Below are 25,874 nucleotides of genomic sequence, written 5' to 3'. Positions count from 1 at the left end.
GCACAAAATATGCCCGGGGACGAGTGCATTCTATGTAGAAGTACCCGCGGTTCCACCCCGCTTGTTTTTATTAACCGACATGAAGCAGTTATATAAAAACCTCTTTTAAAAATAAGCTCAGGGGTGCCGTTTCTCAAATTCTTGTGTAGGCTTTCACTATCCCTACTCGCTTTGGTCGAATTGATACTTATTAATCCCATCATTGCTTGAATATGAAGTTAAAATGTTAGAACAAGGCTGTTCTTTGCTCATATTGTAGCACGCGATTCTTTTCTTCGCAATATAGAACGAAATAGTATATAATAATTAATGAATAAGTATAACATTTTTTTGAAGCGGGTGAGTCCAATAGAACTCAATAAACGTCAAGATGCCATCTTGCAAATAGTAAAAGAGAATGGCCCAATCACAGGTGAACACATCGCTGAGCGTCTAGGCTTAACACGGGCAACTTTAAGACCAGACTTAGCAATTCTGACAATGGCCGGATTTTTAGATGCGCGACCACGTGTCGGCTATTTTTATGCTGGGAAAAAATCAGCAGTAGCCATTACAGAATCAATGCTAAATCTAAAAGTGAAGGATTTTCGGTCAGAACCAGTAATGGTACCTGAGAGCATGACGGTGTATGATGCCATTATCCATATGTTTTCAAAGGACGTAGGAACATTATTTGTAGTGGACAACAATCAATATTTACAAGGCGTATTATCACGTAAAGACCTTTTACGATCAAGCATTGGAACGCAAGAACTAAACAAAATGCCGGTACATATTATTATGACGAGAATGCCAAACATTGCTTATTGTTTTAATTCAGATTCATTAGTAATTGCAGCAAAACGATTAATAGAACGAGAAATTGATTCGATGCCAGTTGTGAATGAAACTGAAAATGGGTTGGAGATTATAGGAAGATTAACAAAAACAAATATTACTCGTGCATTTATTTCATTAGCAGAAACACATGATTTATAGGAGATTAACTTGAAAAAATTAACAATTTTTGTCGTTTCTGATTCAGTTGGTGAAACAGGTGAAAATGCTGTAAGAGCTGTAGTAAGTCAATTCCGACCAAATTTTGAAAAAGTACGCATTAGAAAATTCCCACGTATTAACAAAATTGAGTTACTGGAAAAAATCGTGCAAATTGCTGAAATGAATCAAGCAACAATCGTATTTACGCTTGTTGCAAAGGAAATGCGGGAGGAGCTACAGCTGCTAGCCCGTGCGCACGGCGTACCTGTTATAGATTTATTAGGCTCCATGTTGGACTTAATCGAACATTCCTTTAATGAAAAGCCTTTACAAAAGCCAGGGTTAGTTCATCAATTGGATGATGATTATTTTAAAAAAATCGAAGCAATTGAATTTGCTGTGAAATATGATGATGGACAGGACCCAAGGGGAATTTTATTGGCGGACATTGTATTAATTGGGGTGTCACGAACTTCAAAGACCCCTTTATCTCAATATTTAGCTCATAAAAGCTATAAAGTGGCGAATGTCCCACTAGTTCCAGAAGTAGATATGCCGATCGAGTTAATGCAAATTGATCCAAAAAAATGCTTTGGATTAGTCATCTCCACAGAGAAATTAAACTATATCCGAAAAGAGAGATTAATTACACTTGGTTTAACGGAAAACGCCTTTTATGCTCAGCAGGAACGTATTGAGCAAGAAATTCGCTATTTTCATCACATTGTTGATAAAATAGGTTGTCGATATATTGACGTTACGAATCGAGCAGTAGAAGAAACTGCTCAAAAGATTTTAGATATGCTAGAAAATGACAATAAATAGCATTCAAAAGCCACCTCTTGTAAAAGAGGGGTTTTTTTAGTCAAAAAAAAGATTATATAGAAATAAAATGCAATTTTAGTATGATTAATGCTATTTTACGTGCAGAATTTCAAAAAAATATAGCGATAATAGGCTTTTTGTTTTATAATAATAAAATTGTGGTAAAAATATAATTTAAAGAGAAGAACAAATGAAAATCTAAAAAAATTGTCGTATAATAGAGGATTTTTTTTATTTTTCTCGAATAGTGTAGATGGTGATTAAATGGCTGGAAAAATACCTGAACATGTGATTGAGCAGATTCGTTCACAGTCTGATATAGTCGATGTCATAAGCGATTATATGCAGCTAACGAAAAGAGGGCGCAACTGGTTTGGATTATGTCCATTTCATGGGGAGCAAACACCCTCTTTTTCCGTGTCCCAAGAAAAACAGATATTCCACTGTTTTGGCTGCGGTGCTGGAGGGAATGCAATTACGTTCGTAATGGATATGGAACATCTAACATTTCCAGATGCACTTGTAAAGCTAGGTCAACGAGCGGGTATTCCACTCGAAATGGAAGTTCAGTCAGACCAATTTGGGACAAGTAATCCTTCCTCGAAAAAAGAACAACAGATGCGCGATGCACATGCTTTTGCTGTCGAATTTTATCATCATATTTTAATGAATACTGAAGACGGCGAACCCGCATTAAATTATTTGTTTGAAAGAGGATTTACACGTGAGCAAATCGAAACACATCAGATAGGATGGGCTTTACCAAATTGGGACACGCTCTCAATTCTTTTAGAACGAAAAGAATACGATTTAGTAGAAATGGCTGAAAGTGGTCTAATTATCCAAAAGGAAAGTGATGGGACATACTTTGATCGATTCCGAGGACGGATTATGTTTCCGATCCGAGACGAAAATGGTAAGACAATCGCATTTTCAGGAAGGATATTAAACACGGATGGCGAAGAAGCTAAGTATTTAAATAGTCCAGAAACACCGATTTTCCATAAAAGTCAAGTGCTATACAATTTAGATAAGGCACGTGCAGCGGTTCGAAAATCAAGACAAGTCATATTAATGGAAGGCTTCATTGATGTTTTAGCTGCTAATCGAGCAGGTGTCTATAATGCAGTAGCAACGATGGGTACGTCACTTACACCCCAGCATATTACAAAGTTAAAACGCTTAGTTCAGCAAATTACGATTTGCTACGATGGTGATAATGCTGGTTTTGAGGCTGCCAAACGTGCTGCACAAATGCTTCATGAAGAGCAGTTGAAAGTGGAAGTCGCTGTTTTACCAAATAAACTGGATCCTGATGAATATATACGTACGTATGGTCAGGATGCATTTACTAATCAAATAATTGAAAAGCCCCATGCTTATATCGCATTCATGATGATGCATGCGAAGCGCGGGAAAAATTTCCAGTTTGAAAATGATACACTACAGTACATTCAAGAAGTTCTAGAAACACTTAAAAATAATACGTCTCCTACTGAACGGGATTTATATATTCGCCAGTTATCCAATGAAACGAATATTTCTCAAGAAGCGATTAGCGCACAGTTAAGAAAATTAGTGGCAGATAGTGCAAAAGAACAAAAACGGCATCAAAACGCATTAAAGCAACCTATTGAGCTTGTTCAAACGAGTCGACCAAAAACGGCAACGGATCGAGCAGAAAGCCTATTGTTAGCGCATATGTTACATGATGTGAATGTTGTGAATAAAGTATTAAAAGACGGTAACAATGAACCATTTATTCATGAAGAATACTTGGCAGTATTTGTTCGTTTAGTTGGTTTTTATGAAGAGTATGAAATAGCGGATTTCCATCGATTTGTCGAGGTTTTAAATGACAATGATTTACGTAAAATAGTAATGGAAGCGGCATATATTGACCGAGATCCAGAAAATGGAGAAGCGGAAATAAATGATTGCATAAAACGGATTGATAAACATCGAATGGAAATGCAAATTGAGCAATTAAAACATGATCAAAGAGAAGCGGAAAAGATGCACGAACATAGGCGAGCACTTGAAATTGCCCAACAAGTAATACAATTAACTAAATTGATTAAGGGCATTTAACGCGATTTGTTTTTAGAAGGAGGAAGGTTTATGGCGGACAAGTCAAAACATTCAAAAGATACAGTGGTAAACGGGCTTTCGTTAGAAGAAGTTAAAAAACAACTTTTACAGAAAGCAAAGCAAGTTGGAGAAATGTCGATGAAGGAAATTTCGGATACGCTCTCATTTTTTGATGTAGAAAATGAAGAAATTTTTAACTTTGCTGACGAAATCGAAAAAAATGATATAACTGTTGAAGGAAAAGAAGAATTTGAAGAAGAGGCACTTTCAAAGCAAGAAGCAAGTGAAGAAGCGTTTGATTTAAATGATTTAAGTGTTCCTCCTGGCGTTAAAATCAATGACCCAGTGCGCATGTATTTAAAAGAAATTGGCCGTGTAGACTTACTTTCTGCTGAAGAAGAAATTCGCTTAGCGGAGCGCATCGAGCAAGGGGATGAAGAAGCTCGTAAGCGTTTAGCAGAAGCGAATTTACGTCTTGTAGTTTCGATTGCGAAGCGTTATGTTGGTCGTGGTATGTTATTCCTAGATTTAATTCAAGAGGGGAATATGGGGCTTATTAAAGCTGTTGAAAAGTTTGATCACCGTAAAGGGTTTAAATTCTCAACTTATGCAACATGGTGGATTCGCCAGGCAATTACTCGTGCTATTGCTGACCAGGCCCGTACAATTCGTATTCCAGTACACATGGTTGAAACGATTAATAAGTTAATCCGTGTACAGCGTCAACTATTACAAGACTTAGGTCGTGAACCTTCTCCAGAAGAAATTGGTGAAGAAATGGACTTAACACCTGAAAAGGTTCGTGAAATTTTAAAAATTGCACAAGAGCCAGTATCTCTAGAAACACCGATTGGTGAAGAAGATGATTCGCATTTAGGCGATTTTATCGAGGATTCTGAAGCACAATCACCATCAGATCACGCTGCATATGAACTATTAAAAGAGCAGCTAGAAGATGTCCTTGATACATTAACAGACCGTGAAGAGAATGTATTACGTTTACGCTTCGGTTTAGATGATGGTCGTACACGTACACTTGAAGAAGTAGGTAAAGTATTTGGTGTTACGCGTGAGCGTATTCGTCAAATCGAGGCAAAGGCATTACGTAAATTACGTCACCCTTCTCGTTCAAAACGCTTAAAAGATTTCTTAGAATAATATTAAATGGAAAGGAGCTCCTTTTAAGGTAATACTTATAGGAAGCTTCTTTTCTTTTTGGGATATTTGAAGGTAATATCCGTTTTATTCCATAAAATAAATACATAAGCTCGTATTTTTTGTAAGTATTAGCTATAAAGTTATGGAATTGAATCAGTAGGTTGCTACTTTATACCGATGTAAGAAAGATTCTAATTACTTAAAATATTAGGTATATACGAATACATAATGAAAGATTTGGAGTATAACTATGTCAAATCCTAAAAAGCAAATTATTATGAACGAAATTACGTTTTGGAAACAAAATAAATTGCTTCCTGAACATTATTGTGATTTTTTAATGACTTTGTACTCAGAAGGGAACAATGAACAAGAAATTACAGGAAACGCTAAACAGGCGATACGCAACGTAGAAAAACGTAGAAAATGGACTTTTGTATCTATATTTCCAATAACCGCTGCAATAATGATTTTATTATTGTTTACCATTCAGTATGAATGGGTTGTAATTGCAGTTGCTGGAATATTTGCAATAGCTTGTTTGATTGGAGCATTCTATTTTTCAAAAAGAAATAAACTATTGGCAATAATGCTTCAACTTGCAATGGCATTAGCTGTATTAGGCGTTACAGTTAAAATTTGTTTAACCTATTATTCAAATAATAATGAAATGCTCTATACAATGTTAATTATTAATTGTGTACTATGGCTAATAAGTGGTATCTTAATGAAAATTATTTATTTTACAATTTCGGGCGTTCTAGGGCTAGCGGTCATCATAGGTGCATGGATGTATTTCTTGTGAAACTAATTTTAATTTATTATGAAAGGAGCTGGAGAAATCTCGCTCCTTTTCTTTTATAGTGTCAAATAAAAGTAAGTAAATTCAATTCTATGATGCTAATAATGTAAGTAGAATGTTCTCAAGTGCGGGATTTTTGTAGGATTCATGAAGTAATATGGGGATAAATAACGAAAATTCTCTATTAATCTTTTATTTTCTGTAAAAAAACAATATTTTCTATTACAATGAAATTGTTAGCTATCATTTGTGAGGGGATGAAGGTTATGCATTTTGATTTATCAATTGAGCAAAAAATGTTACAGAAAATGATTCGAGAATTTTCAGATGAAGTAGTTGCACCAGGGGCAGTTGAACGAGATCGGACAAAAGAATTTCCTATAGAGGTTTTTCAAAAATTAGCCCAAATGGGTATTATGGGATTACCGTTCCCGGAAATGTATGGTGGAGCAGGAGCAGATACAATTAGTTTTGCAATTGTAACAGAGGAGTTAAGTAGAGTTTGTGCTTCCACTGGTATTACGTATTCAGCACATATTTCATTAGGTGGTGCACCACTTTATTTATTTGGAAATGAAAAGCAAAAACAACAATTTCTTGTACCCATTTGTACAGGGGAATCCTTTGGCGCATTCGGATTAACAGAGCCCAATGCAGGTTCGGATGCTGGAGGAACAGAAACGACTGCAGATCTTGTGAATGGACAATACAGAATAAATGGCTCAAAAGTATTTATTACAAATGCAAGCTATGCAAAACATTTAGCATTAACAGCAATTACAGATCGTAAAAATGATCAAAAAGAAATAAGTGCGATTATCGTACCTACTGATGCATCAGGGTTTACCATTAAATCTGATTATGAAAAAATGGGTTTAAATGCATCGAATACAACTGAACTAATTTTAGATAACGTTCAAGTACCAGAGGAAAACTTACTCGGTGAACGTGGAAATGGCTTTAAACAGTTTTTGACGACCCTTGATGGTGGGCGAATTGGTATTGCAGCGATGGCAGTAGGGATTGCTCAAGGTGCATTAAACAAATCACTACAATATGCAAAGGAACGAAAGCAATTTGGGAAAACATTATCAGAATTTCAAGCTACACAGTTTAAGCTTGCAGATATGGAGGTAAAAATACAATTAGCACGTACCTTCGTTTATAAAGCAGCTTGGCTGAAGGATCAAGGGCGTCCATTCGGTAAAGAAGCCGCGATAGCCAAATATTACGCTTCTGAGATGGCAATGGAAGTATGTGATGAAGCTATCCAAATTCATGGTGGCTATGGATATATGAAGGAATATGAAGTGGAACGTTATATGCGGGATGCAAAACTTTTAGAAATTGGAGAAGGTACATCGGAAGTCCAAAAAATGGTTATTGCAAGACATATCTTGAGAGGATAATGACAAATTGTCAAAAATGTTACAAAGCTAGTAAAACTTGTTCGTTAGGTCTTTTCGTTTTGTATGTAATGCAGTACAATTAGTATTGTTTACTAGGTTTATGCCTAGCTAGAAATAGATTTCTTTATGAGGGAGGGGAACACAATGAAAAACAATCCACTTATTCCTTACGTACTTATTATGGCATTCGGTATTGGACTAATTTTCTTCATGTCATTTGAGGGTGCAGCTAATAAAAACAGTGCGGAAGGCGAAGGTGAAACAGCTGAATTAAACGGTGAAGAGATTGCTCAAAAGAACTGTATCTCATGTCACGGTGGCGATTTAACTGGTGCAGCAGGTCCTAGCATCGTTGGTTTGGATGCAGAGCATATTAAAGAAGTTGCTTTAAATGGTACTGAAAGCGGAGGCATGCCTGCCATTCTAAAAAATGAAGCGGAAGCACAGGCTGTAGCTGAATATATTTCAGGCTTATAATGATGGTGATGTGAGTGTAGATTTGGAATTTTCCGAATCTACACTTTTTTCAATATTATGAATGCATTCACAACGAGACGTTTCCCTTGTTTTTATATATAATAAAAGTAATTTGTGATAGAGAAAAGAGGAACTTTTAATATGAACGCTCAAAAACTTTCAAAACGATTAGAGATGGTAGCATCATTTGTACCTACGGGTGCAGTGGTGGCAGATATAGGTAGTGACCATGCTTATTTACCATGCTACTTAGTCCATAAGGGCATTGTTTCAAAAGCTGTGGCTGGGGAAGTAGTAAAGGGTCCATATGAATCTGCGGTTCGCCAAGTTCGTACAGAAGGCTTAACTGATAAAATTACAGTGCGTATGGCAGATGGCTTAGCAGCTGTTGAGGAATCAGATCATATTACAGCTGTAACGATTGCAGGGATGGGTGGCCCATTAATTGTTTCCATTTTAGAGAAGCATCCACAAGCATTAAATTCAGTAACGCGTCTTATTTTACAGCCTAATATACATGCAAAGGCTATTCGTGAATGGGCACTTAACAACGACTGGGCAATTCAAGATGAAGTAATCTTGGAAGAAGACGGAAAGATTTATGAAATTCTTGTTTTACAACGTGGTTCAATGGAATTGACGGAAGCCGAAATATTAATGGGTCCTAAATTAATGGTGTCAAAGTCATCGATATTTATAAATAAATGGACACGTGAAATTGCTAATTGGCAACGTGTAAAACAAGCAATTACGAAAGCAGAACGAACAGTAGAAAATGACGTAAAACTTAAGGAATTAGACCATTTAATTAAACTAGTACAGGTGGCGATTGCATGAAAAAAGTAAATGGTAATGAAATTATTCAGCTATTTGAATCGTGGTCACCAAAAAAATTTGCTTGTATGCCGAATGATCCAATTGGCTTAGCTATAGGGACTTTGAATAAACCAATCTCTAAAGTTTTAGTAACATTAGATGTGACACATGCCGTTGTAGATGAGGCGATTGAAAAAGGCTGTGAGCTAATTATTGCGCATCACCCACCCATTTTTTTGAAACTGTCGAATCTTCGAACGGACAATCCGCAAGGGGCATTGTATGAGAAGTGCTTAAAAAACGATATTGCAGTTTATGCAGCGCATACGAATTTAGATGTAGCGCCAGGTGGCGTAAATGATTTATTAGCGGATGCTTTAATGCTTGAACAATGTCAAATATTAGAGCAGACGTACGAAGAAAAAATGATGAAGCTTGCGGTTTTTGTTCCAGTCGATGATGCAAATAAGATGCGTGAGGCGCTTGCGAATGCTGGAGCGGGAGAGATTGGTAATTATGAAGCTTGTAGTTATACTCTTGAAGGAGAGGGGCGCTTCCGTGCAGTAGAAGGAGCCAATCCTACAGTAGGTCAGGTTGGTGAAATTCATATAGAACAAGAACGTAAAATTGAAGTTGTTTTTCCACAAACGATAAAAAATAAAGTATTGAAAGCAATGTTGAATGCACACAGCTATGAGGAACCGGCTTATGATTTATTCCAGATGGATATTTTAACAAATGAACAGGGCTTAGGTCGAATTGGTAAATTAACTCAACCAATGACATTACGTGATTTTGCAGAATTTGTTAAAACTCAATTGGATGTTCCATGTGTGCGTGTTGTAGGTCCAGTAGAGGGGCTAGTACAAAAAGTGGCAGTTGTCGGTGGAGATGGCAACAAATATATACGTACGGCAAAATTTGCTGGTGCAGATGTGTTTGTAACAGGAGATATCGGTTTCCATATGGCTCAAGATGCTGAAGTACAAGGATTAAGTATTGTTGACCCTGGTCATCATGTAGAAAAGGTAATGATTAAAGGGGTGGCTGAGAAAATGGCTACTCTTTGTGAAAACAAAAAATTTGCAGTTGAATTTATTCAATCAAGTATTCATACAGAGCCCTTTACATTTATTTAAAAGGCAAAAACGTTCATGTGTTCTTTTGACACATGAACGTTTTTTAAATTATCTTTAGAAGAATTACTTTATGCCTTTACTGGAATAGCCTTTGCTGCCATATCTTCATCAAAGTCTTTTTCTGATTTCGCTACAACAACACACGCTACCCCATTACCAATTAGGTTTGTTACAGCACGTGCCTCTGACATGAAGCGGTCAACTCCGATAAGTAGGGCGATCCCTTCAAGTGGAACCATTGGGAACGCAGCAAGTGTTGCAGCAAGTGTGATGAAACCAGACCCAGTTACACCTGCAGCTCCTTTTGAAGTAATCATTAATACACCAAGAAGTGTTGCAACTTCTAACCAAGATAAATCTACACCGTATGCTTGCGCAATGAATAAAGCAGCCATTGATAAGTAGATTGAAGTACCGTCTAAGTTAAACGAGTAACCTGTCGGAACAACTAGTCCTACTACTTGCTTACCACAGCCTAGGTTTTCTAATTTACGCATCATCGCTGGTAAAGCGGATTCAGAAGAAGATGTACCGATTACGATGAAAATCTCCTCTTTAATGTAAGCGATGAAGCGGAAAATGTTAAATCCGTAGTATTTTGCAATAGAACCTAATACGAAGACAACGAATAAGAACATTGTAATGTATACGGCAGCCATTAACAGTCCGAGCGATTTTAACGAGCCTAATCCGAAGTTACCAATTGTATATGCCATCGCACCGAATGCACCAATTGGTGAGATTTTCATTACCATACCTACGATTTTGAAGAAGATTTCGGATACTTGTTCAAAGAACGTAATAACTGGACGTGATTTTTCACCTAGTGACGCAGCAGCGATACCGAATAATACTGCTGAGAATAGTGTTGGAAGTAATGCGCCTGAAGCAATTGCACCAACAAAGTTTTCTGGAATAATGCTATAGATGAATCCACCTAATCCACCTTCACCTGATGCTTCTGCTGCAGAAGTATATTTTGAAATATCTGTATCAGCAGCTTTAGAAGTATCGATACCAGCACCTGCGTTAATAACAACTGCAACGATAATACCGATTGCTAGAGCGATTGTTGATACGATCTCGAAGTAAATTAATGCTTTACCACCAATCTTACCAACCTTTTTCATATCTCCCATACCACCGATACCAATTACAACGGTTAAGAAGATAATTGGCGCAATTAACATTTTAATTAATTTAATGAATAAGTCTGCAAGGATTTTTAAGCTTGCACCGAATTCTGGCCAAATGTAACCAACTGCGATACCTAAAATAATCGCAATAATTACTTGGATTGTTAAATTCTTAAGTAGTTTCATTTTCCTTCCCCTTTACTCTCTCTTTTTTTGATAACGTTTACATTTGCAATCATAACGTATGATTATTCAAAATATTTATTTTGATAATAAAAAACTTATCGTTCATTTTGTTCAAAATGATGATAGTATCCGATAAACCTTGATATAACAATGTTTTAATTGTTATAATACTGTCTTGTGAGAAAGTATTTTTGTACTATAACAAAATAAAAAAACTACTTATTTGCATAAGTAGTTTAATATTGTTCATTTTGGTTATTGTTTCATTTCCTGAATTTCCTGCCGTAATTGTGTTAAATATTTTTTGTGACTTAATTTTTCATAAGATTCATAAATAGGTTGAAGTGCTTCGATCCATTGCATACGTTGTTCATCCGTTAGCGTATAAAATTGAATTTGATCAGTAGCTTTTAATTGTTCAAAGTTTGTTTGATTTAATTCATTTGCTTGCTCGTGTTGCCAACGTTTCATTTCGTTAAGCGATTCATTAATAATTTGTTGTTCTTCAGGTTGTAAAGCTTTCCAAAAGTCTTGATTCATTAGTATACCGTAAGCAAGTAGTCCATGATTGGACAACGTAATAAGTGGCTGCATGGAATAATACCCTTTTGAGTAAAGATTCGATAATGTATTTTCTTGCGCCAAAATTTCATTCCGTTGGATTGCTTTATATAAGTCATTGAAGGTCGTTACGATAGGCTTTGCCTTCAATAACGTAAATTGTTCTTTTAAGATATTACTTTTCATTGTCCGAATGGTTAATCCATTAAAGTGTTCTACTTCTATTATTGGTGAATTTTTTGTGGCCATTTGTTTAAAGCCGTTATTCCAAAAAGTAAGACCATGCACATCGATTTTATTTAGCTCATTTAATAATTCTTTACTTAAATTGCCGTGTAATATTTCGAAAATTTGTTCTTCATTTTCAAAAATAAAGGGTAAGTCTAAAACTTGCCATGAAGGTAGTGCCTCGGTCATTTTAGAAATCGTCGGTGCAATCATTTGAATTTCACCGTTTTTTAAGGCTGCTAATTCGTTTTCATCATTATATAAAATGCCATTGGGATAAATTTGGACAATGATTTTACCATTAGATTTTTCTTTAACAAGCTCAGCAAATTTACTTGCAGCAATTCCTTTTGGTGTATTTTCAGCAACGACATGACTAAAATTAATTATAATTTGATCATCTAAACCGACTTGTTCATCATCATATGGCAGTGGTGTTGTATTCCATACATCTAATCGAAATGATATAGTCGCAATTAATAAAACGATTGTGATAATGGCTGTAATGATGTAAAAACGCAATAATATCTCCTCTTTTGTCGTGAATTTTTTTAAAAAGTTGTCGAAATTGACTTTCAATTCAATTTGTCTGTTATATTATATAGCAAAAAAGGGGGCACAAAATGAAAATAAAACAATTAACAATGAACGGAAAAATTGTGCTGCTTACATTTTTCATCATTGCCTTTTCTTTTTTAGTGGCTGGTATTTTGCTGTTAAGTAATTTAGCACAGGAGCAGGAGAAGGATTTAGGTCATCGTGCAATGTTGATTGCCCGTACTATTTCCGATTTACCTGATATTCATAATTACTTAGAACTAGAGGATCTTACACTAGCAAAAAATAATATTAATAAAATCTTAAATGATATTAAGATTATTAATAAGGCAGAGTATATTGTCGTTATGAATATGGATCGTATTAAGTTATCCCATCCTTCGCCAAAGCAAATTGGAAAACGAAGTGAATCAACAGACTTACATGCGGCATTTAGTGAAAATTATTATATTTCAAAAGCAGTTGGGGAGCAAGGAACGATGGTTCGTGCGTTTGTCCCAATATTAAATGATGCTCGTGCACAAATTGGTGTCGTTGTTGTGGGCTTTGCGCTTCCAACATTTTGGGATTTATTTATGGAAAATTTTAATGAAATTGTTGTGACAGTGTTATTATCAATATTATTTAGTATTTGGGGCGCACATACGTTAGGGCGACATATAAAACGTCAAATGTTTGGGTTAGAGCCACAGGAGATTGCAAAGATTTATGTAGAGCGTACTGAAACATTTAATGCGATGCATGAGGGGATCATCGCTGTTGATAAAAATATGGTGATTACAATATTTAATAAAAAAGCGAGTCGCATTTTAGGTGTTGGGGGAAATCCGAAAATTTACATCGGAAAAAATATCTATGATGTGATACCTGACACACGTTTACCGGAAATTGTGGAAAGTGGACGAGCTGTTTATAATCAGGAAATTTATGTGAATAATCACAGTATTTTAAGTAATCGGATCCCAATATTCGTCAATGGTAAAACAGCTGGCGCGGTTGCTGTTTTTAAAGATTTAACGGAATTTAAGCAGCTTGCAGAGGAATTAACGGGTGTAAAAGCATTCGTACAAGCTCTTCGCATTCAAACCCATGAATATAAAAATAAATTGCATACTATAGCTGGTCTATTACAATTAGGACATAATCAGCAAGCACTCGATTATTTATCACAAGTAAAAATTCAACATGATCATGTGACGAAATTTTTAAATGAACGAATTTATAATGAAAACATTTCGGGTTTATTATTAAGTAAAATTAGTCGTGGAAATGAGCTTGATATTAAGGTTACGATTGATGAGGAGAGTAAACTTACGCAATTCCCTGAACAGCTAGATCACCATGATTTTGTATTATTGTTCGGGAATTTAATTGAAAATGCGTTTGATGCGTTAATAGGAGTAGAGCGTGAACAAAAGGAAGTATCTATTTCTATTGATGACAATGATGGGATGCTAGCGATTATGGTATCGGATAATGGCATTGGCATTCCTAAAGCCAACTTAGATAAAATATTCGAGAATGGATTTTCTACGAAGCAAAATGAAAATCGTGGAATCGGTCTGTTTTTAATTAACGAAATTGTGAAAAAAGGAAATGGAACAATCGAAATTGCGAGTGAGGAAAATAAGGGGACGACCTTTATATTAACGTTTGAATTATAATTCTAGTTTTGAAAGTTATACCAGAGACGTTAAGACATTCTTGAAAAAGATACGTCTAACGAAGGAGGAGGCTCTATCGTGAAAACGATTCGAGTATTATTAGTAGAAGATGATCCAATGGTACGTGAAGTAAATCGTCAATTTATTGAACGTGTAGAAGGCTTTAAAGTCATTGATATGGCATCAAATGGCATAGCCGGTATTAAGAAAATTAAGGAATCGTCACCAGATTTAATTGTAATGGACATTTTTATGCCAGAGCAGGATGGAATCGAAACGTTACGTCAAATACGCCATGAAAATATAAATGTAGATTGTATTTCTGTTACCGCTGCAAATGACGTACAAACAATACAGCAAATACTACATTTAGGGGTATTTGATTATATAATGAAGCCGTTTACGTATGAGCGGATGGAGCAAACGTTAATTCATTATCGTCAGTTTAAAGAAAAGATAGAATCAAATGATGACGTGACACAAGAAGAACTCGATGAGATGATTGGTCAAGTAAGACAGCAAAGAGAAGAAGCAGAGCAAGCGATTCAATTATCACAGGAGCTTCCAAAAGGGTTTAATCGTGCAACATTGGATAAGGTAATATTTTACTTGAAACAATCGAAAAATGGTGCTTCTGCGGATGATGTCGCTACAGGAATTGGTGTGGCACGGGTGACGGCAAGACGTTATTTAGATTTTATGGAAAAAAATCGACTTATTCGTGTTGATATTCAGTATGGCAGTGTAGGTCGACCAGTAAATCAATATTTTATTGAAGAATAGAAACAAGCAATAGCACTTTTTCCTTGAGAGGTGAGTGTGCTATTGCTTTTTTAATGACCTATTGATTAGGCATAATTTTTTCAACAGGTTTTGGTTCTTTAATTTTCGGAAGTATTTTGTCTAATGTTACAGAACGTGTAATGACATGAGTAGAAGGATCTTCCTTATCGAACTTCTCTAAAAATGAGATGACTTCTTTAACAATTGGGGTTGGTGTTGAAGCACCAGCAGTAACTGCTACCGTTTCGATCCCTTGAAGCCATTCAAGCTTTAGCTCTGAAACATCCGAAATACGGTAGGAAGGCGTTCCCGCAATTTCAACAGAAACTTGTGTTAAACGATTTGAATTGTTTGATTTTGGGTCACCTACAACGATTAATAAATCAGCTGCACCCGCTTGATCTGCAACGGCTTCTTGACGGACTTGTGTTGCTAAGCAAATTTCCTTATGCACTTCGATATGCGGGAATTTTTCCTTTAAACTGTCCATAAGGAAGGCTACATCCCACTGACTCATTGTTGTTTGATTCGTCACAAGAATCTTTTCATTTTCAAAGGTTAAAGTTTCAATATCTTTCATGGATTGCACTAAATGAACACGATCCGGTGCGACACCGATTGCCCCTTCAGGCTCTGGGTGGCCCTTTTTTCCGATATAGATAATATCATAGCCCTCTGCTGTTTTTTCACGGATCAAATCATGTGTTACTGTTACGTCTGGACAGGTCGCATCAATTGATACAAGTCCTTTACGTTTCGCGATTTCACGAATTTCAGGTGAAACACCATGTGCTGTGAATATAACTGTTCCTTCATTTACTTGCTCTATAATTTCTTTTCGATTATCACCATCAAGTGTAATAATGCCATCATGCTCGAAGGCATCTGTAACATGTTTATTATGCACAATCATACCTAATATGTAGATTGGTCTTGGTAATGTTTTATCAAGTGCAGCATTGCGCGCAATGACCATTGCATCTACAACACCATAGCAATAACCACGTGGATTAATTTTAATAACTTTCATTGGGCAAACTCCTTTCAAAACTCAGTAACTCTATTATATAGGACGTTGATGCTTTATACAAAGTTCGTTCACTATTTTACGTGCTATTAATGAACTGACATAAAATTGTCATGGGTATAACGGGATTTTTCATATTTTCAGAGCAAAAGTAAATAACAATTAAAAAAGATTTGTATAATGTTTACAAATAAATTGGTGCTAGATGGAGGATTTATATGGCTTTTTCATTCTTTAAGCGTAAAAATGAGCAACTATTGAAAAATCAAATTGAATTTTGCATAACGAATTTATCGTTTGGTTCTTCAGATGCCTATGATGTTTTAAGTGAACGTGAAGATGTTGAGATAATTGAAACTGGTTGTACATCAAATTGTGAGTTATGTGAAAATCAATTCTTTGCGATTGTAAACGGTGAAATTATTCATGCAGAAGATTCAAAGACGTTAGTAAAGGCAGTGGAAGAAGAACTACAAGTTAATTCTGTGACATAAAAAAGGAAAAAGACATGCCTTTGTATTGAAAAGGGCATGTCTATTATTTTGAATAGTTTCTTGTTTAATCATTATACGCTTTAAAATTATCTACATATAATGTAACATGCCCACAACTTGTACAAACAGCCGCCTTTGGGACACTCTTTGTATTTTTGAATAAACCTTTCCGTTTTTTTTGAATTTGAATACCATATGGATTGACGATAAAGCAATTCATCTCCATTTCAGTGGAACAATCTGGACAATTTCGAATCATGCTATCCCAACTTTCTAAAAATACGTTACGTTTAATACGTCTGAAATCGGGGAATGTTTCAAAAATCTGTTCTAATTAATGAAAATTCTACTAGTTTAAGCTATCCTAGGATTGTGAGGTGACGAAATGATTTTTGTATTTGATTTAGATGGGACGATTTGTTTTCAAGGAGCACCGTTAGATGACCAAATAGTACGTGCACTACATACTGTACAGCAACAAGGTCATGAAGTGATTTTTGCTTCAGCTCGTCCTATACGAGATATGCTTCCGGTTATTCCTAAAGTATTTCATTCTTGCCGTATGATTGGAAGCAACGGAGCATTTACATATGCTGAGGGGCATATTGAAGTGAAATATCTACATACGACAATTCAATCGCAAATAATGGAATTGGTAGTAACTAATCAATTAGCCTATTTAGCAGATAGTGATTGGGATTATGCCTATACAGGAAGTGTAGAGCATCCGATGTATCGCGGTATTGATAGTGAGAAGAAAGCAAGAAAACTAAATATTCACGAACTAAATGGTTTTTCGAAAGTGCTGTTATTTGATCCGCCAGCAAAAGTGAAAAAATACGTACAAACACTACCGGTTACTGTTTTTGAATATGCAGAGGAAAAAATACTCGACATATGTTCTTTAAATTTAAATAAAGTAGAAGGACTTGAGCGATTAGGGGTTAAAGAATATATTGCATTTGGTAATGATGTCAATGACCTACTAATGTTTAAACAAGCAATTTATAGTGTGTGTGTTGGAAGTCATGAAGTGGGGGAATTTGCCACGGAACGTGTAACGACCTATGATGTAGCGGAAAAAATTGAACTTTTAGCAAAAGCCTATTAATTTTCCTCCTGTTATTTTGAACTATATAAACACCAAAAGAGACTAGGATATAAGTAGAAAGCTTTTGTATTTTGCAAAATTTAAATAATAAAAATAAACTTTATTTAAATTGGTTGAAGTGAAGGGGCGACTCCAGCTGTGCGTGCGGAAAGCGTACCTGGAACGGGAAATAATTTTACGCGTATTAAAAAATACAATTTTTCTCCGAAGAGAAAAATTGTATTTTTGTTTTTTCCTAGCCTCTATTTATTGGAATTATTCATTAAATGGAGGCTGGAAAATCATTGGTTTTGATGGACGTTGCGTTAACTTAGGTGTTTGAGTTTCCTGCTGTCGTGATCTATTAGGTCTTCTGTTGCGTTCTTTATTGGAAGGCGTAGTTGTAGCTTCAGGTGCAATCGCCGTCGAAGATTCTAATGGATCCGGTGTATCTTTAAAGCCTCTATAAAGTCGCCAAAGTGCAGGCAAATTTTTAAACATTGGAGCGGCTTGTTGAATGTACGGTGTATATTTTTGCGCATTTGTAAATAAAGAATTGGCTCCTGCTAATAAGCTTTCTAAACGTGGTGCACCCGCAGCGGCACCCGCAACACCTGCAGCACCCGCAGCACCAACTGCTTGCGCTGCTTGTGCAGCACCGGCAGCTTGAGCAACTTGCATAGGTACTTGTGGTGGAATCGGCATTTGTGAAACAAAAGGTGCTGCCCTCATAAATTGTGGTGCTGCTCTCATGAACTGTGGCGCGTACATCGGAAATCGTGGCGGAATGGGCATTTGATTCATCATAAATCCAGGAACACTAGGTGGAACATAAAATGGGGGACGCATAACGAGCTCCTTTCTCAAAATCAGTATAAATTAAGACATTTCTTCAAAAACTTCTTCTCAACTGTTTGACGTCAATCTTATTTATCGTTATGATATGCAGATGGTCACTTAAATGTACGAAACATGGTACAATAGGACAGATGTTAGGAGGTACGAAAAATGTCGAAATATACTGATTACAATTTTAAGCCATTCTTGCAGGACGCCGTTGCAAAGCTTGGATTTACAGAGCCGACACCGATTCAAAAAGAAATGATTCCACTCGTATTAAAGGGAAAGAGTGCAATTGGACAAGCACATACTGGTACAGGGAAAACGCACAGTTTTTTACTACCAATCGTGCAACGTATTGTAGAAGAAAAACAAGAAGTACAAGCTGTTATTACGTCACCAACTCGTGAGCTGGCGCAACAAATTTTTGATGCGTTAAATCAACTGGTTGAAGGAACAGAAATTTCAACAAAACTATTTATTGGTGGTACAGATAAACAACGTTCAATTGATCGTTTAAAAACTCAACCTCAAATTGTTGTAGGTACACCAGGTCGTATTAATGATTTAGTAAAAGAAAATGCGTTATTAGTACACACAGCGCCTATTTTAGTTATTGATGAAGCAGATTTAGCCTTTGACATGGGCTTTATTGAAGATATTGATGGTTTTGCATCTCATATGCCAGAAAAGCTTGAGATGTTTGTTTTCTCAGCAACAATTCCTGAAAAATTAAAGCCATTCTTAAAGAAATACATGGATGCGCCTATTCATATCCATATGAACGACAAGCGCCCGGTAGCAGAAGGCATTGAATTCATATTAGTTCCTGTTCGTTCAAAATCTCGTAATACACGTTTAATGGATGTAATTAAAGGGATTAATCCATTTTTAGCGGTTATTTTCTGTAATACGCGCAAAACAGCAGAAGCAGTAGCGGGTTACTTAGCCGAGCAAGGTATTCGTGCCGGTCAAATTCATGGGGATTTATCACCACGTGATCGTAAGAAAATGATGAAGCAAATTCGTGATTTAGAATTCCAATATATCGTTGCTACAGACTTAGCAGCACGTGGAATTGATATTCAAGGTATTTCACATGTTATTAACTATGAAATTCCAGATGATTTAGAGTTCTTTATCCACCGCGTAGGACGTACTGCACGTGCAGGCTCTAAAGGTACAGCAATTACATTATTCCAACCTGAAAATGAAGACGCATTAATTCGAGTTGAAAAAATGGGTATTCCATTCGTTCAAAAGGATATTAAAGATGGGGAATGGTCGGAGTTAAAAGATCGTCACCAACGTGCAAATCGTAAAAGTGAACGCCAACAAGATGAAATCGATGCAAAAGCAAAATCTATGGTACGTAAGCCGAAAAAGGTCAAACCAGGCTACAAACGTAATATGAGATGGGAAATGGAAAAAATTAAAAAACGTGAACGTCGTATTAAACGCCGTACAAATAAATAAGAAACAAATACGGCTGCTTAGAATACTTTCTTCGCAGCCTGTTGTTTGTTTATTGGAGGGAATTTAAGTATGTTATTAGGTTCACACGTTTCAATGAGCGGTAAGAAAATGTTATTAGGTGCAAGTGAAGAGGCGTTAAGCTATGGTGCAAACACATTCATGATTTATACTGGCGCGCCTCAAAACACACGTCGTAAACCGATTGAAGAGCTGAATATAATGAAGGGTTTACTTCATATGCAGGAAAATGGTATGAGTAATATCATTGTCCACGCACCGTATATTATTAACTTAGCAAATACAACAAAGCCAGAAACTTTTGAACTTGGTGTGAATTTTTTACAAGAAGAGATTAAGCGAACAGCTGCCCTTGAGGCAACTCAAATTGTATTACACCCAGGAGCTCATGTTGGTGCAGGAGTCGATGTGGGTATTGCTAGAATTGTTGAGGGTTTAAATGAAGTGTTAACGCAGGACTATCCGGTTCAAATTGCGCTTGAAACAATGGCTGGTAAAGGTTCAGAAATTGGCCGTAATTTTGAAGAGCTAGCACGTATTATTGATGGTGTTACGAATAATGAACGTTTATCCATTTGCTTCGATACATGTCATACACATGACGCAGGCTATGATATAGTGAATGACTTTGATGGTGTATTAAATGAATTTGATAAAATCATTGGTTTAGACCGTTTAAAAGTATTGCATATTAATGATTCGAAAAATGTTTGTGGAGCAGGTAAAGACCGTCATGAAAATATAGGATTTGGTCATATAGGCTTTGAAGCAATGAAGTACATTGTCCATCATCCTCAATTAATGGATCGACCAAAAATTTTAGAAACGCCATTTGTAGGCATTGATGCAAAAAATAAAAAAGCTCCTTATACGCATGAAATCGCGATGTTACGTGATGGTGAATTCCGTCCTGAACTAATTAATGCAATGCGCGGGGAATAATTATAATAGGCACATTTCTCACATGAATATGGGAAATGTGCTTTTTGAATTTGTACTTAATAATGCAAATGATGTAATTTTTTGTTATAATCATTAATTGTAAATTCTGAATATTGAGAGGTGGTTATACAATGAAAAAACTGACGCAGCTATTCGTCCTACTAACATTATTATTTGCATTACCATTACAAGGCTATGCTTCTTCTATTAAGACGACAGTTGCAACAAATTTAGGGGTTGATAATGCTGCGGTTACAATTCGCGATGCAAAAACTGGTGAAATTGTTTATTCCCATAATGGGAACAAGGCGATGAGACCAGCTTCGAATTTAAAGCTATTATCAGGCGCTGCAGCATTGGAAACATTAGGAGTAAATTATCGTTTTAAAACGAATCTTTACATTGATGGTGAAATCGAAAACAATGTATTATTCGGCAATGTTTACATAGAAGGAAGTGGGGATCCGACGCTAAATAACGTTGATTTCCAGGAATTTTCAAGAGCACTTCAAAAATTGGGGATTCGCTCCGTTACCGGAAACTTAATTGGTGATGACAGTGCTTTCTCCGGAAATACACTTTCCCCTGGTGTGGAGAAGGAGGATGAATCGTATTACTTTGCAGCACGTACGTCAGCCATTACAATGTCACCAAACGAGGATTATGACGCAAGCACAGTAATTGTAACGGTTTTTCCGAGTAAAGTTGGTGCAGCGCCTACCTATGGTGTAACGCCTAATTTAAGTGGAATGGTTGTTTCAAATCAAGCAAAAACTGTGAAAAATGGTCAAAAAAATACGATTTCAATTAAACGTTCTTACAATTCTAATCGAATCGTTATAACAGGGAATCTACCTGTTGGAAGTACATCGAAAGATTGGGTGACTGTACCAAATCCTACAATTAACACACTTCATGCGATTAAAACATCGATGATGAATATGGGAATTCGCTTTGATAAAACGTCAAAAATTATAAGACAACAAGTTCCTGAACAAGCAAGGCTCGTATTTTCAAATGAATCGAAGCCACTTTCGCAAATGTTCTCTGTTTTTATGAAGTTAAGTAATAACAGTATGGGCGATATTTTTGCCAAAGCAATGGGACAACAACAATATGGTGTTGGTGATTTACCTTCTGGTGCAAATGTCATGATGGACTATAGTAAAACCAAAAATATTTCAATGGGCAATTGGCGCTTTGTTGATGGTTCAGGATTGTCCAATCAAAACCGTATGACATCGATTGGCATTACACAGCTACTGTACGAAATTCAGAGTGAACCTTATTATCAAACCTTTTATAAGTCTCTCCCAGTTGCAGGGAATAAGGAGCGGAGCATCGGCGGAACTCTTCGTCAACGTTTTACATCAACGCAACTTCAAGGGAGAGTCATTGCTAAAACAGGATATATATCCAATGTACATGCGCTCTCAGGCTATATGAAGGGAGAAAGCGGGAAACAATATATTTTCTCAATTATGATTGAAAATCGTGCAAACGGTATTGCCAATATTGATAAAGCAGTTACAGCAATTATGAAGCAATTATAAAGTGACGCAATACTTACCTGACATTGTTAAAGGGGAGATTTTTAAAATGAAAAAACTTTTATTAACAGGGTTTGAACCATTTCTAACGAATCCAATTAATCCTACGATGGATATTGTTAATGCATTGGATGGTGAAGTGTTTGGAGAATATGAAGTAATTGGTCGTGTATTAAGCGTTGACTTTACGAAGGGTCCAGAACAGTTTAAGACATTACTAGCGGACATCAAGCCAGCAATGATTGTCTCATTAGGCCTAGCTGCAGGTATTACAAAAATATCGCCAGAACGAGTAGCGATTAATATTAAAGATGGAGAGAAAGATAATAATGGAGTAACTTTTGAAGACGCACCGATTGTTGAAGGTGGAGAGGCGGCTTACTTTTCAACCCTACCCATTCGTTCGATGGTCAATCGTTTAAATGAAGCAGGCTATCCAGCAACAATTTCTAATTCAGCAGGTACGTATTTATGCAATAACATGATGTATGAAGGACTACGCTATGCTAACTTGACACAAAATGTAGTGGCAGGTTTTATTCATATTCCTGCTTCTTTCGAATTGGCAATAGCGAATGGTCGAATTCCAGGATGGTCATCAAGGGATTTACTTAATGCAATCAAATTATGTTTGGAAGAATGTGTCAAAAATTAATGAAAAATTCCATAATGAAAGAGCTTACATTGTTGTTTTAATGCTATATGCCATTTTTCGATAGAACTCTTCGAAAAAAGCTATGTAATAAAAGCTAATAAATTATTGTTGTATAATGTCAATCCGTTGTAAATTATTAGTAGAGAGGCGGGGGAATTATATGAACAAAGATTATCGAAAGGCAATGCCCATTTTACCAATACGAACAGTGATGCAAATTACAAATTTAACTGCCAGACAAATTCGCTACTATGAGGAGCATGAGCTAGTGGAGCCTGTTCGCTCTGACGGAAATCGTCGTATGTTTTCACTTCAAAACGTAGATGAGTTATTAGAAATCCAAGAACTTTTAGAGCAAGGCATTAATATTGCGGGGATTAAAAAGGTGTTTGCATTAAAACGTCAAGGTGAAAGTCGTACATATCGTGGGAAAACATTTCGTAATGAAGATTTACGTGCCATTGTTCAAGAAGAAATACTTTTATTTTAATACAATAAAAAAGACATGATTTGTTTTAATTACAAATCATGTCTTTTAACAATGATTATATACCAATTTCTTTTCGAAGCTGATTGAGTCTTTTTTGTCCAATCACATCTTCTACTTCCTTTAAAACATCTTTTGGTATCCCATAAATCCCCCAAGTAATCGATGCTTTTGAAAAAATCTTACGCAATTTTTTTATTTCCTCTAAAGATAAATCAATCTTCTTCTTTTTGGCAAATTGCTGAACTTGCTTATCATTCATTTTCTGAAGATTTTCAGCCCACTCTAACATGCTAATTTTCATCATCCTTTCAAGTTTATTTCCTTTACATATAGATAAAAGTCCTTTATACTATCAAATTGTAAATCGTAATGATTTTGAATTAGAAAGAAGCGAGTGAAATGAAAAAAACGTTAATTGAACTAAAAAATGTGTCATTTCAATATGAATATACGCAAGTACTGAAAAATATTTCATTGAAAGTCGAAGAAGGAGATTTTCTAGCACTTTTAGGGCAAAATGGTTCTGGAAAATCGACACTATTAAAGTTGATTTTAGGGCTGTTAAAGCCCATGTCAGGTGAAATTTACTTATTTGGTGAACAGGCAAGTCAATTCAACCATCGTGAATGGATTGGTTATGTGTCACAAAAATCCAATGCCTTTAACTCAGGCTTTCCTGCAACGGTTGAAGAAGTGGTGAAAAGCGGCTTAACAAAAAAGGCTGGACTATTTAAAAGATTACCAAAAGATGCAGATGTATTAGTTAGACGTGCTTTAGCGGATGTTGGTATGGAACAGTATGCAAAACGTAATATAGGACAATTATCTGGTGGTCAACAGCAGCGTGTATTTATTGCCAGAGCATTAGTTGCACAACCTAAATTACTTATTTTAGATGAGCCAACAGTTGGGATTGATCACGAAAATGTGCAAGCATTTTATGATATGCTCGCACACTTAAATGCGCACCATAATATGACATTAATTTTAGTAACACATGATGTGGATACGGTATCGGATCGAGTGAGCCATGTTGCTTGTTTAAATCAAACGATCCATTTCCATGGCTTTAAAAATGATTTTGATACGATTTCTGAAGAGCAGCGGGCAAGCTGGTACGGTCATTCTGTTCGAAAGATTCATTAAGAGGAGAAGGCAGAAATGATAGAAGCGATATTTAATTATGAATTTTTACAAAACGCCTTTTTCTCAGGGCTTATTATAGGGGTCATTGCTCCATTACTTGGTGTATTTATAGTCGTACGCCGCTTATCCTTAATAGCGGATGCACTATCCCACGTGACGCTAGCAGGGATTGCTGGGAGCTTATATTTAAGTCAAACGTTTGTTGGGTTAGCGTTGCTAAATCCTATTTATTTAGGGATTATCGCATCGGTAAGTGGCTCTATATTAATTGAGCGCTTACGTAGGCTATATAAGCATTATGAAGAGCTTGCAATTCCGATTATTATGTCAGGTGGTATTGGTATTAGTGCTATTCTAATTTCTCTTGCAAGTGGCTTTAATACAGATTTAATGAGTTATTTATTTGGATCGGTATCGGCAGTATCTAGACAGGATTTATATGTAGTATTTGCAATTGCTATTGTAGTGGTAGTATTTTTATTAATTTTCTTTAAAGAACTATTTGTTTTATCCTTCGATGAAGAATTTGCAAAAGCGAGTGGTCTCCCAGCTAAGTGGATCCATTTATTATTTATGGTTGTCGTCGCATTAGTCATTGCAGCGAGCATGCGTATTGTGGGGATTTTACTTGTTTCAAGTTTAATGACTTTACCAGTAGCAGCTGCGATGCGATTAGCACGCGGCTTTAAAGAAGCGATAATTTACTCTATTGTATTTGGAGAATTAGCGGTAATCATTGGACTTGTATCGGCGTTTTACTTAAACTTAGCACCAGGTGGTACAATTGTTGTAACATCAATCGTTATTTTATTATTCGTTATAGTAAGTAAAAAACTTGTCTTAAAAATGACAACAAAAGCGGAAGGGGAAGAAGTACTGTGAATATAACGCGTGCGTGGGAAATATTAAAAGATAAAGGCTATAAAAAAACAGATAAACGAGAGTTAATATTAAATATGTTTGCAGCCACTGATAAATATTTAACAGCTCGTGATCTATTAGTTGTACTTAAAAGAGACTTCCCAGGGATGAGCTTTGATACAATTTATCGTAACTTAGCAACATTCGTAGAATTAGGTATATTAGAAGAAACAGAGCTTAATGGAGAGCGAAATTTCCGTATGCAATGTGAATCGGATCATCATCATCACCATTTTATTTGTCGAGATTGTGGAAATGTGAAGGAATTGTCAGTTTGTCCGATGGAATTGCTAGGAGAGAAGCTTCCAGGCTATGCGGTTGAAGCACATAAATTTGAAATTTATGGGAAATGCCCGGAGTGTTTGTAAGTGAACGAATTATTAAAGATTTCGCTACTTCATCCATTTAAATTGT

Annotated in this window: 27 protein-coding genes; 21 read left to right on the top strand and 6 right to left on the bottom strand. The window is 36.0% G+C overall.

All coding sequences use genetic code 11. The features are described from left to right. The first annotated feature begins 339 nt into the window (after positions 1-339). The 9 genes from MKZ17_RS14455 (at position 340) to MKZ17_RS14415 (ending at position 9,695) form a co-directional block, all read left to right on the top strand. Positions 340-978 carry a helix-turn-helix transcriptional regulator gene (locus MKZ17_RS14455; RefSeq protein WP_340724435.1) on the top strand — a complete coding sequence of 213 codons (639 nt, stop codon included), beginning with the start codon at positions 340-342 and terminating at the stop codon, positions 976-978. A gap of 9 nt (positions 979-987) precedes the next feature. Continuing rightward, positions 988-1,803 (top strand): pyruvate, water dikinase regulatory protein, encoded by an 816-nt coding sequence (locus MKZ17_RS14450; RefSeq protein ID WP_340724434.1) that lies wholly within the window; start codon positions 988-990, stop codon positions 1,801-1,803. 264 nt (positions 1,804-2,067) lie between these two features. After that, positions 2,068-3,894 (top strand): DNA primase, encoded by a 1,827-nt coding sequence (gene dnaG / locus MKZ17_RS14445; RefSeq protein ID WP_340724433.1) that lies wholly within the window; start codon positions 2,068-2,070, stop codon positions 3,892-3,894. 30 nt (positions 3,895-3,924) lie between these two features. Continuing rightward, positions 3,925-5,052 (top strand): RNA polymerase sigma factor RpoD, encoded by a 1,128-nt coding sequence (rpoD, locus tag MKZ17_RS14440; protein ID WP_340724432.1) that lies wholly within the window; start codon positions 3,925-3,927, stop codon positions 5,050-5,052. A gap of 250 nt (positions 5,053-5,302) precedes the next feature. After that, on the top strand, positions 5,303-5,857 hold the full coding sequence (locus tag MKZ17_RS14435; protein WP_340724431.1) for a hypothetical protein: 555 nt from the start codon (positions 5,303-5,305) through the stop codon (positions 5,855-5,857). Positions 5,858-6,120: 263 nt separating this feature from the next. Beyond that, on the top strand, positions 6,121-7,263 hold the full coding sequence (locus MKZ17_RS14430; RefSeq protein ID WP_340724430.1) for an acyl-CoA dehydrogenase family protein: 1,143 nt from the start codon (positions 6,121-6,123) through the stop codon (positions 7,261-7,263). A gap of 144 nt (positions 7,264-7,407) precedes the next feature. Continuing rightward, the gene (locus MKZ17_RS14425) at positions 7,408-7,740 is read left to right on the top strand and encodes a c-type cytochrome (RefSeq protein WP_340724429.1); all 333 of its coding nucleotides are present in this window, start codon (positions 7,408-7,410) and stop codon (positions 7,738-7,740) included. Positions 7,741-7,881: 141 nt separating this feature from the next. Continuing rightward, a complete protein-coding gene (locus MKZ17_RS14420; protein ID WP_340724428.1) occupies positions 7,882-8,577 on the top strand; it encodes a tRNA (adenine(22)-N(1))-methyltransferase in 696 nt (231 codons plus the stop codon). Further along, entirely contained in the window at positions 8,574-9,695 is a 1,122-nt protein-coding gene (locus tag MKZ17_RS14415; RefSeq protein ID WP_340724427.1) for a Nif3-like dinuclear metal center hexameric protein, read from the top strand. Before MKZ17_RS14420 ends, MKZ17_RS14415 begins: the two co-directional genes overlap by 4 nt. 68 nt (positions 9,696-9,763) lie before the next feature. Here MKZ17_RS14415 and dctA read toward each other — a convergent pair whose 3' ends face one another. Continuing rightward, positions 9,764-11,017, bottom strand: a complete 1,254-nt coding sequence (gene dctA, locus MKZ17_RS14410; protein WP_340724426.1) for a C4-dicarboxylate transporter DctA — start codon at positions 11,015-11,017, stop codon at positions 9,764-9,766. A 255-nt stretch (positions 11,018-11,272) separates the two neighbouring features. Beyond that, positions 11,273-12,328, bottom strand: a complete 1,056-nt coding sequence (locus MKZ17_RS14405) for a DctP family TRAP transporter solute-binding subunit (RefSeq protein WP_340724425.1) — start codon at positions 12,326-12,328, stop codon at positions 11,273-11,275. Between the two features lie 101 nt (positions 12,329-12,429). Here MKZ17_RS14405 and MKZ17_RS14400 point away from each other — a divergent pair, with 101 nt between their 5' ends. Both MKZ17_RS14400 and MKZ17_RS14395 read left to right on the top strand, forming a co-directional pair. Then, positions 12,430-14,028, top strand: a complete 1,599-nt coding sequence (locus MKZ17_RS14400) for a sensor histidine kinase (RefSeq protein WP_340724424.1) — start codon at positions 12,430-12,432, stop codon at positions 14,026-14,028. A gap of 78 nt (positions 14,029-14,106) precedes the next feature. Continuing rightward, positions 14,107-14,811, top strand: a complete 705-nt coding sequence (locus MKZ17_RS14395) for a response regulator (protein ID WP_340724423.1) — start codon at positions 14,107-14,109, stop codon at positions 14,809-14,811. A gap of 58 nt (positions 14,812-14,869) precedes the next feature. On the opposite strand, the gene MKZ17_RS14390 is transcribed toward MKZ17_RS14395, so the two are convergent. After that, entirely contained in the window at positions 14,870-15,841 is a 972-nt protein-coding gene (locus tag MKZ17_RS14390; protein WP_340724422.1) for a 4-hydroxy-3-methylbut-2-enyl diphosphate reductase, read from the bottom strand. 215 nt (positions 15,842-16,056) lie between these two features. Between MKZ17_RS14390 and MKZ17_RS14385 the strand changes: the two genes are divergently transcribed. Continuing rightward, the gene (locus MKZ17_RS14385) at positions 16,057-16,332 is read left to right on the top strand and encodes a DUF1450 domain-containing protein (protein WP_340724421.1); all 276 of its coding nucleotides are present in this window, start codon (positions 16,057-16,059) and stop codon (positions 16,330-16,332) included. 64 nt (positions 16,333-16,396) lie between these two features. On the opposite strand, the gene MKZ17_RS14380 is transcribed toward MKZ17_RS14385, so the two are convergent. Beyond that, positions 16,397-16,591: a nucleic acid-binding protein gene (locus tag MKZ17_RS14380; RefSeq protein WP_340724420.1), complete on the bottom strand. Its 195-nt coding sequence runs from the start codon at positions 16,589-16,591 to the stop codon at positions 16,397-16,399. A 126-nt stretch (positions 16,592-16,717) separates the two neighbouring features. Between MKZ17_RS14380 and MKZ17_RS14375 the strand changes: the two genes are divergently transcribed. Continuing rightward, a complete protein-coding gene (locus tag MKZ17_RS14375) occupies positions 16,718-17,443 on the top strand; it encodes an HAD-IIB family hydrolase (RefSeq protein ID WP_340724419.1) in 726 nt (241 codons plus the stop codon). 255 nt (positions 17,444-17,698) lie between these two features. Here the strand turns inward: MKZ17_RS14375 and vrrA are convergent, their stop codons facing one another. Then, the gene (vrrA, locus tag MKZ17_RS14370) at positions 17,699-18,271 is read right to left on the bottom strand and encodes a VrrA/YqfQ family protein (RefSeq protein WP_340724418.1); all 573 of its coding nucleotides are present in this window, start codon (positions 18,269-18,271) and stop codon (positions 17,699-17,701) included. 159 nt (positions 18,272-18,430) lie between these two features. On the opposite strand from vrrA, the gene MKZ17_RS14365 reads away from it, so the two are divergent. The 5 genes from MKZ17_RS14365 to MKZ17_RS14345 all read left to right on the top strand — a co-directional run bounded on the left by MKZ17_RS14365 (position 18,431) and on the right by MKZ17_RS14345 (position 23,393). Beyond that, positions 18,431-19,738, top strand: coding sequence for a DEAD/DEAH box helicase (locus tag MKZ17_RS14365; RefSeq protein WP_340724417.1), 1,308 nt, complete (start codon positions 18,431-18,433; stop codon positions 19,736-19,738). Positions 19,739-19,807: 69 nt separating this feature from the next. Beyond that, a complete protein-coding gene (locus MKZ17_RS14360) occupies positions 19,808-20,698 on the top strand; it encodes a deoxyribonuclease IV (protein WP_340724416.1) in 891 nt (296 codons plus the stop codon). Between the two features lie 131 nt (positions 20,699-20,829). Next, on the top strand, positions 20,830-22,251 hold the full coding sequence (gene dacB / locus MKZ17_RS14355) for a D-alanyl-D-alanine carboxypeptidase/D-alanyl-D-alanine endopeptidase (RefSeq protein WP_340724415.1): 1,422 nt from the start codon (positions 20,830-20,832) through the stop codon (positions 22,249-22,251). A 46-nt stretch (positions 22,252-22,297) separates the two neighbouring features. Further along, positions 22,298-22,903: a pyroglutamyl-peptidase I gene (locus tag MKZ17_RS14350; RefSeq protein ID WP_340724414.1), complete on the top strand. Its 606-nt coding sequence runs from the start codon at positions 22,298-22,300 to the stop codon at positions 22,901-22,903. 160 nt (positions 22,904-23,063) lie between these two features. Continuing rightward, complete coding sequence (locus tag MKZ17_RS14345; protein WP_340724413.1) at positions 23,064-23,393, top strand: MerR family transcriptional regulator; 330 nt, start codon at positions 23,064-23,066, stop codon at positions 23,391-23,393. Positions 23,394-23,448: 55 nt separating this feature from the next. On the opposite strand, the gene MKZ17_RS14340 is transcribed toward MKZ17_RS14345, so the two are convergent. Next, positions 23,449-23,682, bottom strand: coding sequence for an isopropylmalate synthase (locus tag MKZ17_RS14340; RefSeq protein ID WP_340724412.1), 234 nt, complete (start codon positions 23,680-23,682; stop codon positions 23,449-23,451). A 110-nt stretch (positions 23,683-23,792) separates the two neighbouring features. Between MKZ17_RS14340 and MKZ17_RS14335 the strand changes: the two genes are divergently transcribed. From MKZ17_RS14335 to MKZ17_RS14325, 3 genes are read left to right on the top strand one after another with little or no spacing between them, the layout of a single operon-like run. Continuing rightward, positions 23,793-24,539 (top strand): metal ABC transporter ATP-binding protein, encoded by a 747-nt coding sequence (locus MKZ17_RS14335; RefSeq protein ID WP_340724411.1) that lies wholly within the window; start codon positions 23,793-23,795, stop codon positions 24,537-24,539. A 15-nt stretch (positions 24,540-24,554) separates the two neighbouring features. Further along, positions 24,555-25,421 (top strand): metal ABC transporter permease, encoded by an 867-nt coding sequence (locus tag MKZ17_RS14330; RefSeq protein ID WP_340724410.1) that lies wholly within the window; start codon positions 24,555-24,557, stop codon positions 25,419-25,421. Then, on the top strand, positions 25,418-25,828 hold the full coding sequence (locus MKZ17_RS14325) for a Fur family transcriptional regulator (protein ID WP_340724409.1): 411 nt from the start codon (positions 25,418-25,420) through the stop codon (positions 25,826-25,828). The genes MKZ17_RS14330 and MKZ17_RS14325 overlap by 4 nt, the downstream gene beginning before the upstream one ends. Positions 25,829-25,874: the final 46 nt, after the last annotated feature.

The sequence above is a fragment of the Solibacillus sp. FSL R7-0682 genome, assembly GCF_038005985.1.
GTDB lineage: Bacteria > Bacillota > Bacilli > Bacillales_A > Planococcaceae > Solibacillus.
The sequence above is the reverse complement of the archived record's forward strand: the minus strand, read 5'-3'. Positions and strand labels throughout refer to the sequence as shown.